The organism is Blautia sp. SF-50 (genome assembly GCF_900101315.1).
Taxonomy (GTDB): domain Bacteria; phylum Bacillota; class Clostridia; order Lachnospirales; family Lachnospiraceae; genus Blautia_A; species Blautia_A fusiformis.
Genome location: NZ_FMUW01000032.1, coordinates 18921 through 31493, shown reverse-complemented (window position 1 = coordinate 31493; position 12573 = coordinate 18921). Strand labels below are relative to the sequence as shown.

At 41.1% G+C, this 12573-nt stretch carries 11 protein-coding genes; 9 read left to right on the top strand and 2 right to left on the bottom strand.

The window, feature by feature from the left end; all coding sequences use genetic code 11:
- The 9 genes from BLP57_RS14770 to BLP57_RS14725 all read left to right on the top strand — a co-directional run.
- Positions 1-260 (top strand): integrase core domain-containing protein (locus BLP57_RS14770; protein ID WP_139148858.1); only part of this gene is annotated, 260 nt, incomplete at its 5' end.
- A gap of 186 nt (positions 261-446) precedes the next feature.
- Positions 447-1070, top strand: a complete 624-nt coding sequence (locus BLP57_RS14765) for a DUF5038 domain-containing protein (protein WP_059085294.1) — start codon at positions 447-449, stop codon at positions 1068-1070.
- Entirely contained in the window at positions 1067-4249 is a 3183-nt protein-coding gene (locus BLP57_RS14760; RefSeq protein ID WP_059085293.1) for a TraG/VirB4 family ATPase, read from the top strand. The genes BLP57_RS14765 and BLP57_RS14760 overlap by 4 nt, the downstream gene beginning before the upstream one ends.
- Before the next feature lie 54 nt (positions 4250-4303).
- Positions 4304-8287, top strand: a complete 3984-nt coding sequence (locus BLP57_RS14755; RefSeq protein WP_059085292.1) for a VaFE repeat-containing surface-anchored protein — start codon at positions 4304-4306, stop codon at positions 8285-8287.
- Positions 8288-8299: 12 nt separating this feature from the next.
- A complete protein-coding gene (locus BLP57_RS14750) occupies positions 8300-8710 on the top strand; it encodes a hypothetical protein (protein WP_092072809.1) in 411 nt (136 codons plus the stop codon).
- 446 nt (positions 8711-9156) lie between these two features.
- Positions 9157-9567, top strand: a complete 411-nt coding sequence (locus BLP57_RS14740) for a zinc-finger-containing protein (protein ID WP_004223692.1) — start codon at positions 9157-9159, stop codon at positions 9565-9567.
- Between the two features lie 14 nt (positions 9568-9581).
- Entirely contained in the window at positions 9582-10151 is a 570-nt protein-coding gene (locus BLP57_RS14735; RefSeq protein ID WP_092072806.1) for a sigma-70 family RNA polymerase sigma factor, read from the top strand.
- 199 nt (positions 10152-10350) lie between these two features.
- Complete coding sequence (locus BLP57_RS14730) at positions 10351-10851, top strand: cell division protein (protein WP_242872644.1); 501 nt, start codon at positions 10351-10353, stop codon at positions 10849-10851.
- Positions 10852-10864: 13 nt separating this feature from the next.
- On the top strand, positions 10865-11308 hold the full coding sequence (locus tag BLP57_RS14725; protein ID WP_092072803.1) for a hypothetical protein: 444 nt from the start codon (positions 10865-10867) through the stop codon (positions 11306-11308).
- Positions 11309-11387: 79 nt separating this feature from the next.
- Here the strand turns inward: BLP57_RS14725 and BLP57_RS14720 are convergent, their stop codons facing one another.
- Both BLP57_RS14720 and BLP57_RS14715 read right to left on the bottom strand, forming a co-directional pair.
- Positions 11388-12179, bottom strand: a complete 792-nt coding sequence (locus BLP57_RS14720) for an Rpn family recombination-promoting nuclease/putative transposase (RefSeq protein WP_092072801.1) — start codon at positions 12177-12179, stop codon at positions 11388-11390.
- Between the two features lie 89 nt (positions 12180-12268).
- Complete coding sequence (locus BLP57_RS14715; protein ID WP_092072798.1) at positions 12269-12508, bottom strand: flagellar export protein FliJ; 240 nt, start codon at positions 12506-12508, stop codon at positions 12269-12271.
- Positions 12509-12573 lie beyond the last annotated feature (65 nt).

Genomic DNA, 12573 nt, shown 5'->3' with positions numbered 1-12573 from the left:
TGATTCACAGCTATTCCAAGAAGGCTTATCCTTGGGACAATGCTTGCATAGAATCGTTCCATGCCCTTTTAAAACGAGAGTGGATTAATCGTTTCAAAATTTTCAATTATACTCATGCATATAAATTGATTTTTGAATATATCGAGACGTTCTACAACACCGTCCGTATTCATAGTCATTGTGGATATTTATCTCCAAATGAATATGAGGAACAATATCTAAAAAATCTGGAAACGACTGTAACAAGCTTAGCAAGTTAACAATTACATAAAAAGAGAAAATTGGTTGTATTTAATTTGTACTTTTTCTTGACATAAGACCATAGTCAATGATCCCAATGACAGTTCCTCCAAAAACTACATCAACCGTGAATTCGATATGATGACGGAAGTGCATGCAACCGCAAATGCCTATTGGATCTTCGCTAAAAAATAAAGGAGACACTTATGAACAGAAAAAAAGCAATTCTGGCTATCTTTATGATGGCCTTTTTAATTATCATCGGATTTGTTTTTCCCTCCATCTGGAAATCCCAAAAAGGAAACAAAAAATCCGAGACAGAAAATACTCAGCACGATGACAGTGAAAATACCGAGACAGAACAAGCAGAAAATAACGAATCCATAAGCTTTCAGGATTTTGAAGCTTTGGAAGACTTTTTCTCCAAGGAACAGGTGAAACTTTTTCAGGAAGAACTGACCTCCTATCTTAAAAACGTAAAACAGATGTCTCTAACTTCCATCCGTTTCCTTGCTGATGATACTACCTATCCCAATGCTTCTGATATTAATTTTTTGTTCCAGCTTCCGGATAAGTCCGTTCTTCCTGTGTACTACACTTCCTCTACTGGAAGATTCTTTTTCGGTGAGGAACGTACCCCTGATTCTGGAAAAGAAATCATCTATGAACGTCCGACAGATGACAAACTTCCTTCCATCACAACAGAGGAAATTGAACAGTTGCAAGAAGGCGGTTATGACGATACCTCAGTGAATTTGGAAAAAGCTGCCCCTGTCACAGAAGTTCCTGAAGCTCCTTCCATGGAAGAACCAAAGGAGGTGCAGCCATGAACAATACTGAAGAACAACATCCTGTCTTCATCCCACGCAATTTTATAGAAAAAGGGACCTTTATGGGCGGAATGTTTAAAATCCGTAATGCCATCGAAGGTGGTGTCCTGGCAATCCTGATCACCATTCCTGTTATCAATCTGCCTCTGACACTGACTGTCAGGATTATTATTCTCTGTATGACTGCTCTTCCTGCTGCTATGATTTCTTTAATTGGAATCGGTGGGGAAAGCATTACTGCATTTTTAATGAACGCTTTGCGTTTTCTGAAAAACCGCCGGGTTATTTACCGTATGGATGTGCATCCGGAACCGAAAAAAAAGTACCGGATTAAAAAACCCCGCAACAAAGAACCCAAAACCAGAAAACGAAAACGTCATCCAAAGCAACCTGCAGAAGCTTCTTCTGAAGAGAACTGCTCTCAGATGTCTTCTGAAGAGAAGACAAAAGAATCCCCTGCTGTTAAAAAAAAAGAACGCCGGCAGTTTGATACTTCTACAAAACGTGGAATACGCAAACAGGCTCGTGAAGACATCCGGATTCTTAAATTTGAGTCCCGACAATTAAAAAAAGAACAAAACGCTGCACGTAAAAGTGCGAAAAGGCAGGCAAAACTTGAAAAACAACAGATAAAGCAGCAACTTTTGGAGGAGCGAAAAAAAGAAAGAACTGCGAATAAAGCTTCCAACCAGTCATCTGCTGCTTCCGGGAAAAGCAAAAAGAAAAAACGAAAAGAAATCACCTTAGAAGATTATCTTCCTATTGATAAAATTGCCAATGGCGTTATCTACACGACAGACCATCGTTATGTAAAAATCCTAGAGATTGAACCAATCAATTTCCTCTTACGCAGTGCTAGGGAACAACAAGGGATCATCTTCAGCTTCATCTCCTACCTAAAAATCAGTCCTGTGAAACTGCAGATTAAGATGATCTCCAAAAAAGCGGATATCAACAAACATCTGGAACAGTCCCGTTTGGAAATGGAACGGGAATCAGATCCTAACTGCCGGCAGTTACAAAAAGACTATATCCAATTTGTCCGGCAGTTAAGCTCCAGAGAAGCGGTTTCCAGACGTTTTTTCCTAATCTTTGAATACGAACCTTTCAATGTGAATCGGAAGGTGGAGGAAAAGGAAATCCTGGCGGCTTTGGAGACTGCGGCACAAACCGCTAAAACCTTTCTATATCAATGCGGCAACGATGTGCTGGTTCATGACAATGAAGATGAGTTTACAACCGATGTACTCTACACTTTACTGAACCGTACCAAATGTACCGAAACACCTTTGCCAAAACGGATTAACCAGGTACTTACCCGCTATATGGAATCTGGTCGTGAGCAGGAAGTGGATAACATCCATATCAATGAATTCATTGCACCAGAGTCTTTGGACTTTAAGCACAGCAACTATGTGCTGGTAAATGGCATCTACCATTCTTACCTGCTGGTGCCGTGCGATGGTTACAAAGCAAAAGTAATGCCAGGCTGGCTGTCCCTGCTTATCAATGCTGGCGAAGGAATTGACATTGACTTTTTTCTGCATAAACAGCCCAAAGATAAGATCCAGCAACGTCTTGGACAGCAAATCCGGATCAACCGTTCAAAGATCAAAGAGGCCTCTGATACCAATGCGGATTTTGATGATCTGGATTCTGCCATCCGTTCCGGCTATTTCCTCAAACAGGGACTTGCTAATAATGAAGATTTCTATTACATGAATCTTTTGATTACGATTACGGCAGGTGATCTGGAAGAACTACAATGGCGGATTCAGGAGATGAAAAAACTTCTCATCTCACAGGATATGGATCTGCGGTCTTGTTACTTCCTGCAAGAACAGGGATTTTTATCTTCCCTTCCTCTTGTAAACCTGGACAAGAAGCTCTATGAACTCTCAAAACGAAATGTCTTAACCACCGGAGCTGCCAGTTGCTATCCTTTCGTTAGCTACAGCATTTGCGATGACAACGGCATCCTATTTGGAGTAAATAAGCATAACAACTCTTTAGTGATTGCTGATATTTTTGACTCCAAACAATATAAAAACTCCAATATTGCGATTCTTGGCACTTCCGGATCCGGAAAAACCTTTACCATGCAGACTATGGCACTTCGTATGCGGCGTAAAGGAATCCAGGTATTTATCATCGCACCGCTAAAAGGTCATGAGTTTTATCGGGCTGCCAGAAATGTAGGCGGAACCTTTATCCAGATTTCTCCTGCCAGCCAAAACTGCATCAATGTCATGGAAATCCGAAAAGTAGATAACTCTGTCAATGAGCTGCTGGACGGTCCAACTTTAGACGCATCTGCCTTAGCCAGTAAGATTCAACGTCTGCACGTTTTCTTTTCTCTGCTCATTCCAGATATGAGCCATGAGGAAAAACAGCTTTTGGACGAAGCACTGATTAAAACCTATGCAAGAAAGGGAATCACCCATAAGAATGAATCCCTCATTGATCCCAAACACCCGGATCATTATAAAGCGATGCCAATTCTTGGAGATGTATATGATGTTTTGATGGAAACTGAAGATACCAAACGACTGGCTCACATCCTAAACCGTCTTGTCCATGGCTCTGCTTCCTCTTTTAACCAGCAGACCAATGTAGATCTGACCAATAAATATACCGTTTTGGACATTTCAGAGCTGACTGGCTCCAGTGATCTCTTAACGGTAGGGATGTTTGTTGCTCTGGACTATGTATGGGATAAAGCCAAAGAAAATCGTACCGAAGAAAAAGCCATTTTTGTAGATGAAGTATGGCAGCTCATCGGTGCCTCCAGTAACCGCCTGGCCGCTGAATTCGTTTTGGAGATTGCCAAGATCATCCGGGCATACTCTGGTGCCGGTATTTTTGCAACCCAGGACCTCAATGACTTTTTTGCTCTTGATGACGGAAAATATGGAAAAGGCATTATCAATAACTGTAAAACCAAAATTATTCTTAACATGGAAGATGAAGAGGCACAACGTGTAAAAACCATTCTTCGTCTTTCCGAAACCGAAGTTATGAATATCACCCATTTCCAACGTGGAAACGGACTAATTTCAACAAACAACAATAATATCACTGTGGAATTTAAAGCTTCCAACCTGGAAAAAGAATTAATTACCACAGACCGACAGGAACTCCTGGAAATCTTGAAACGCCAGGATAAAAAAGTCGGTTAATGTTACCTGCAGCCCGAATATGGCTGCTTTTCTTTTTAACAAAGGAGGAGATTTATGTTAAAACCAGCAAAACAACCTCATATCCGGCTAACCGCCCTTTTTCTTTGTGTCACGATGTTTCTTAGCACACTCTTTTTCAATGCCCATACCGCTTATGCTGCAGATGGAACCATTGATTATAAGGCAGGAGCCAAAATTCCATACGGGGACTATTATACTTCCCGCATGAGCTTTGATGGCAATAACACGGCTTATTGCGTAGAACCATTAAAGAAAACACCGGCTTCCGGAAAGTATCCTTATAACCTTTTGGGAAAAAATTCCCCACTCAGAAAAGCTCTTTACTACTTAAACGGTGGATATGGTTATGAAAAGGTAATAAAAGATCAATATTTCCAAGGATGGTCCGATGACAATTCTTATGTCATTGGTCATCTGGTCGTTTCCTATATCCATGCAGGAAATAATGGGGACTCCGGCGCCTTTCATGGTGCACCTCAAAATTATATTGACAAAGCATTGGAAGTTGCCAACGCCATTGAAGGGCTTCCTGCCCCACCAGAATCCTTCCGTGCTTTTATCGTTCCTGGCGATGCTTCCCAAACTTTTGCAGGAAGCTGGTATCAGGTTCCAAACGGCTTTATCGAACTGCAGAAATCCTCTGCCAATACCGATATTTCCGATAAAAATGGCAATTACTCTTTAGAAGGAGCCAAATACGGAATCTACAAAGGGGAAGAACTGGTAGAAACTCTTGTTACCGATAAAAAAGGATATGCAAAATCCAAAGAACTGGCTGAAGGAAGTTACACCGTTAAAGAAATCAGTGCCCCAGAAGGGTTTGCTATAGATACTTCCGCCCATAATGTTACGGTAAAAGCAGAAGGAACATCTACCGTAAAAGTAAAGGATATTCCTCAAAATAATCCCGTAAAACTGCTCCTTAAAAAGCTGGATGCTGACACACAGCAAAATTCAGCACAGGGAACCGGCTCTCTCGCCAATGCCGAATTTACAATAAAATTCTATACAGAGCAGTCAGCTACCGATCCCGGAGCAAATGGCAAGAAACCGGTTCGCACCTGGATATTGAAAACAGATGCCTCTGGAGAAATCCATTTTACAAAAGATTATTTGGTATCCGGGGATGAATTTTTCTATGCCAGTGATGGAAAGACCGTCTGCTTCCCACTGGGTACAGTAACCGTACAGGAAACCAAAGCCCCTGCCGGCTATCTTCCAAACGAATCTGTTTTCGTGCAGCAAATCACCAGTACCGGTACGGAAGAAACTATCTCTATTTATAACGCTTCTTCTATCGAAGAACAGGTCTTCCGAGGCGGCGTCAAAATTCAGAAGCGGGATCTGGAAACTCAGGGAACACAAGCACAAGGAACCGCATCGCTTGCAGATGCCGAATTTACCATTACCACTTTGAACAAACAGCCGGTATGGGTAGGTGGAAAGCTCTATGAAAATGGTCAGGCAGTGCTTACAATCAAATCGGATACACATGGTATTGCTGCAAGTGCCGCTGATGCCCTGCCCCTTGGACATTACCAGATAGAAGAAACCAAAGCGCCTTCCGGATACCTAACCGATGGTGCAAAGGCTCTTGAATTTGACATCACCCAAAATGGAGAAATAGTAAATTTAACAACAGAAGAGACTTCTGTTTCTAACCAGATTATCCGTGGCGGTGTCAAAATCCAAAAACGGGATCTGGAAACAGGAGAAGCCAAACCACAGGGAAATGCTTCTTTAAAGGATGCAGAATTTACAATCACCAATCTTGGTCCAAATCCTGTTCTTGTGGATGGAACCGTTTACGAAAAAGATCAAGTAGTTCTCACTTTGAAGACAGATGAAAAGGGGCTTGCTTCCACCAAAAAAGATACGCTCCCTTATGGACATTACCGGGTTGACGAGACAAAAGCACCGGAAGGTTATTTGAACGAGGGAAAACTCTCTCAGGAGTTTCATATCACAGAAAATGGGAAAATTTTGGATTTAACTGCAAAAGAAACAGCAATTTCCAATCAGGTAATCCGTGGCGATTTAGAATTCGTAAAGGTCTCTGACGGAGATTTAAACCGGCTGGCAAATGTTCCATTTTCCATTACCTCCAAAACTACAGGAGAAAGTCATACCATTGTAACAGACAAAAATGGCTATGCCAGTACTTCCTCAGAATGGAATAAGCACACTACAAATACCAATCGTGGGGAAACTTCTGAAGACGGAATCTGGTTTGGCTCTTCTAAACCTGATGATGCCAAAGGAGCCCTGATTTATGATACCTATATTTTGGAAGAACAACGCTGCGATTCCAATGAAGGTATGAACCTCTTAAAAATTGAAGTCTCTGTATACAAAAATCACGTAGTCGTGGATATGGGAACTTTAACGGATGATCAGATTACCATTGGAACTACTGCCCTTGACAAAGACAGCAACTCCCACTTTGCCAAACCAGAAGAAAAAATCACTCTGGTTGATACCGTAGAATACGAAGGCTTAAAGAAAGGACAGTCTTATAAGCTCATCGGCACACTGATGGATCAGGAATCCGGAAAGCCAATAGAAATAGATGGAAAACCTGTCACAGCAGAAACCACCTTCAAACCAAAAAAATCTTCTGGTTCTGCAAAAGTGACCTTTACGTTCAATGCCTCTTCTCTGAAGGGCAAAACAATCGTAGTATTTGAAGAACTGTACCAGGAGGATTTAAAACTGGCTGTTCATGCGGACATTACAGATCAGGATCAGACTATCTATTTCCCAGAAATCGGGACCACTGCAAAAGATAAGGAAACAGATATGAATCTTTCCCAGGCAGATAAAGAAGTTACCCTTGTAGATACGGTAGCTTACAAAAATCTTCTGCCCGGCGAAGAATATGTTATGACTGGAACCCTTATGGATAAAGAAACTGGAAAGCCTGTCGAAATAGATAAGAAAGAGGTTACTGCCGAAACCACATTTACTCCTAAAGAATCCTCTGGAACCGTGGATGTAATTTTTTCTTTTGATGGGACTTCCCTTGCCGGAAAAACCGTAGTTGTTTTTGAATCTGCTACTTATGACGGCAAAGAATTTGCAACACACGCAGATCTTGAAGATAAAGGGCAGACCATCTACTTCCCAGAAATCGCTACTACTGCAAAAGACAAAGCAGACGGAGATCATTTTGCCAAAACCGATAAAGAGATTACTATTGTTGATACGGTTAAATATAGTAACCTAATTCCAGGAAAAGAGTATGCACTTACCGGTACCTTGATGGACAAAGAGACAAAAGAACCTCTTCAGGCAGATGGTAAACCGATTACTGCCACTACGACCTTTACTCCTGAAGATGCCTCTGGCAGTATTGAACTTACCTTTACATTTGATGGCAGCATCCTGTCCGGCAAAACAATTGTTGTCTTTGAGTCTTTAACGTATCAGGAAAAAGAGATTGCTGTTCACGCCGATATAGAAGACCATGAACAGTCTATCTACTTCCCGGGAATTGGAACTACTGCGAAGGACAAAGCGGATGGGGATCAGGAAGCCGTTGCTACGAAAGAAGTAACCATCATTGACACCGTATCCTACCAAAATCTGATTCCGGATACTCCATACAAACTGGTCGGCACACTGATGGACAAAACAACCCAAAAGGAAGTTCTGATTGATGGAAAACCTGTCACGGCAGAAACAGAATTTACACCAAAGGATTCCAATGGTTCTGTCGAAGTCATCTTCACTTTTGATGGAAGCACATTGGCTGGACATGATGTAGTCGTTTTTGAAAAACTTTTTTCCCTTGAAGGAGAAACAGCACTTGAAATTGCTTCCCATGAGGATCTGGACGATAAAGGACAGACGATAAAACTTACGGAAGTTCCAAAAGACACACCTGAACCTTCCAAACCAGTCAAGACCGGAGATGAAACAACCATTCTTCCTTATCTTTTACTGGCAGGTGCCGCACTCCTCTTTGCTGCCGGATTTGGTATCTTATATATCCGTAAGCGGAAAAAAGATAAGTAACTATCAATAGATATGCTCACAGGCAGCTTATTACGGCTGCCTGTTATAAAGGTGATGAATATGGAACAATCTCGTTGTAATGCCGATGCCAAACACATCCGGCATTTTTTAGATATTTGTGATGGAAATTGGCATTCCTGTATTTATGTTCGCTGCGTTTCCTGTAAAACCCCAGGTTATTGTAATGGCCCACACTTCTTATATCATCCAGATGAAAACGGCAGTCCTTGTGTCCTGCCCATGGCAGATGCCCGTATGCTCTTCTCCCGCATACCGGAACCAACGGAATGTCTGTCCGCCATAACACTGGAACAGTTTCAGTCCTTATATGGACTCTACTTTGCAAAAGAAGCATTGACCGATAAGCCATGTCCTTGTTTTGCTTTACTGCGGCATCAGGAAGCATCCCATTATCACTGGTAAAAGGTTGCACTTTTGGCACTTTCTGCGTACAGGATAAGAAAGGAGGCGATTTTATGTTGAATTTCACTGCTATGATTCAAGGAATCGATACAATATTTACGAACTTTATTTTTATTCCTGCACTTTTAATCCTGTACCTGAAGTTTCGTCCTAGAAAGCCCTGGAGCAGACGCACCAGAAATCTGTATCGGCTATGTATAGCTCTGATTTCTGTTTATGTCATCCGGATTTTCTGTGCAGGGTTCATCTTTACACCAGTAAATTATCCACGTTTTGCAGACAGCGGTTTCTTTCCGCTTATCAAGGCACTGTTCTATTCTTAGATTTTCTGCCATTTTGTGCCATTTAGTCCGAATCTGGGAGTAGTTTCTATGCCCATCCTATGGGAATTCATCACCTGCTTTCTTACAATATACGTATAAAACACGTAAGCGAGGTGAATCTTTATGAAACAGAAACAAATCCGCTGCCCATACTGCGGCAGCATCGCAATTTTAAGGGATGCGTCCTATGTATATGGAAATAAAGCGAAAGATGGAAAACTCTATGTGTGCAGTCACTTCCCACAGTGTAATTCTTATGTAGGAGTTCATCCTGGCACTACCAATGCCAAAGGAAAACTGGCAAACAAAGAACTTCGGCAAAAAAGGATCCAAGCACACCGGGTGTTTGACCAGATATGGCTAAACCACATCTTTACGAAATCGGAGGCTTATCGCTGGATTGCTGATAAATTCTGTCTGACTGCCAAGGAAGCACACATCGGAGAATTTAGCACTTATATGTGTGATCAACTAATTCTGGAATCCATGAAGATTCTGGAGAATAACCATATCCCTCTCAGGGCCATTGGTTGAAAGGGGGGATATGCATGATTATCCCGATGACAGATGATGAACGCCGATTGACAGAGGAGTACTTATATTTGGTACCTGAAATGGTAAAAAAATTGACTACCCGTTGTGCTTATGTCTCATACGATGAGCAGCAAGACCTTATGCAAGCCGGAAACTTAGCTTTATGCAAAGCCGCCATGAACTATGACAACACCCGTCCCTTTGCAGTTTACGCCAGAGTTGCCATACGAAATGCCATTTACAGTTATTGGAGAAAACTGCAAAAAGAACGAAAATACACCTGTTCCATGTATGCATCTTCCGAATTTGACATGGAACCCCTGCTTGTAGACCAAAAAAACGAACTATGGCAGGAACAATGTATGAACCAGGAACCCATTTATAAGCACCTGCAGTCCTTAGAAGCGGGAAGCTGCAATACACTCAGAAAAGGAATACATGCCCTGCTCCTGCAGCAAAAAGGATATACCAACCAAGAAATTTCCAAACATTATGGTGTCCCAATGAATCATGTCCGGGCATGGCAAAGCAAAGCCCGGAAATACTTACAGCAGGATACCAAATTATATACTCTTTTATCTTGAAGGGAGAACGATTATGCTGACACTTTATACTGCAGTCGGAATCCTACGATTCCAGGATTCCATAAAGGAACATAAAACACCGACAGTTATCAATAACCAGCAGGAATACGGACTGACAGAAGAAGAATTCTTTCTGTGGAGCAGCCTCGCATTTCAAATCCGACAGATCCATGAATTGCAGTCTGCCTTTTCGGAACGTTTGAAAAAACATCACCGTTCGGAAAATATCCCCATTGAACCTTACCTGAATCGCCTGCAACTTCGGGGACTAATTGTAAAAGGGGATGGTTTAACTGGTGTGGATGCCCTGTACCGCCTCTTAGGAGAACTTTATATCAGCCCATTGCAGGACAGTTTTTCAGTACGGCTCTTTACCTGCATCTATCTCTGCATGAAGAAAAAACTGCACACAAAAGAACTGCTCCATTATCTAAAAAAGCCGGCACGGACTGCTATAGAGGACACGGTACTCCAAATAGCAAAAAAAGTACAGATTTCTACGGCAGAGCTTGTAACCTGTGTAGAACAGGGCATCCATCCACAAAATACAGCGCAACTTTTGACGCAGCTTTATGAAACCTCGGATGCAACATTCCGTACCCTGGCACAGGATATCCAATTCACCCATGCCGGTTATCCTATACTGGAAGCCATCAGTAATTTGTACCTCAATAAACAGATTGCATTTGAAAAATTATAGGAAGGAGCAAATTATGCCAAAACCATTTCTTAATAAGCTGATTGTCCATGGGGCAATCGGCTTTTTCTGTGTCTTATTTGGATGTATTTACGGATTTGTAACGCACGACCAGATATTTCTCCTCATGAGTCTTTGCATCGGTGTTGGAACTGCCATACGAATTGTGAGTCTGCTACATACCATCAAGATGCATGACTATACCGAATTAACTGGAACCTGTACAAAACGTGAAGTCAGCCCACTTACCAAGAAACAGAAAATTATTTTCCGGTCCACTGACCAGAAAGAATATCACTTTACATTCGATAAAAATATCCGCCTTTTATCTGGACATTATTATCGCCTATATTTCCGGAACGTAGCAAACCTTTCGGGTGAAGAAAAGGTTACTCCGGATTTACTTGCGTATGAGGAATTATCCTCCCTAAACAAAAATATTTCCTCGAAGAACCCTTAAGTTTTTTCTAAATATATCAGAAGCGGATATGCTATTTTCACATATCCGCTTCTATTATACTTTTTATCTACTCACACTTTTACACTGTTCGTTTTTCTTTTAGTTTTTTTACTTCTTCAAGAGAAAGGCCGGAAATGTTTGCAATTTCTTCTAAAGCATATTTCCCAGCTGCCAGCATACGAAGTGCTACTTCTTTTAAAGAATCTTTTCTCATATCTTCCATTACTTTACACATAACTGCAATTCCCTCCTTACTTTCTTTGAAAAACCTTACTCGATCTGCCAAAACACCATAATACATATCTGATGGATTTGTACAAGAAAAATCATGCATTAATCTTCCGATAGGTGATTCATCACGATATGCACCATTTACATATAAAATATGCGAACCATCATCAAAGCTTTCTCCCGTTTCTAAAAAACAACGCTCAATACGATATAACGGTTGGCCTTTCCCTATAACATCATTCTCTGTAATAAAAACCACAAATGTCTCAGGAAGAACCTCAAAATTCTCACCCTTTTCAAGGAGATTTGCATCCATCATACTACTGTTGTAACGTGCCCTTTTTCTTCCTGCCCCTTTGTCAGCACGTTGAATTTCTATATTAAATTTATGTCCAACACTATTCGTTGCTAATACATCCAACCTTACAGAACGGTTCAATAAATTCTCCACAAATACCTGTGTACGGACATCTACAACCTTTAGATCTTGCTTATCCAATACAATCTGCAATATCAATTCAATACATTCTGTATCGCCCTCAAAACATTTTGTAAAAAAGTCATCATCCAGCAAGCGAAAACCTCTAAGTCGCTGCAAATCTTCTTGGTGTTTTCGATCTATCTCTTCCGTTACAGTCAAACCTATCACCTGCTTTCTTCACTATCTTTATATGTTCATACTACCATAAGTGTTCCTTCTTTTCAAGTTGGTGAGTCATGGATAAAAATTTATACCTTAATTATCTCTTTATCTGTTTTCAAATATCTCATAACTTCATCAATGGTTTTCCCAGATGCTATCAAAGCCTTAAACAATTCATCTTTCTGCTTCTCTTCTATCTCTTTTTGAAGCTCTTTTGCTTTATGACGCAGTTCCCTCAAATCGGACTCTTTTGTACGAATCTCCTGTTCCACATACTCCAGTTGCTCTTCCAAAGATGTGTTTTCCAGTTTTTTTCGTCTTGCCATAATGCATCCTCCTAATAATTTTTCCTCATTCTACCACATTTTACCTGTTCTGAAAAGGTCGTAGC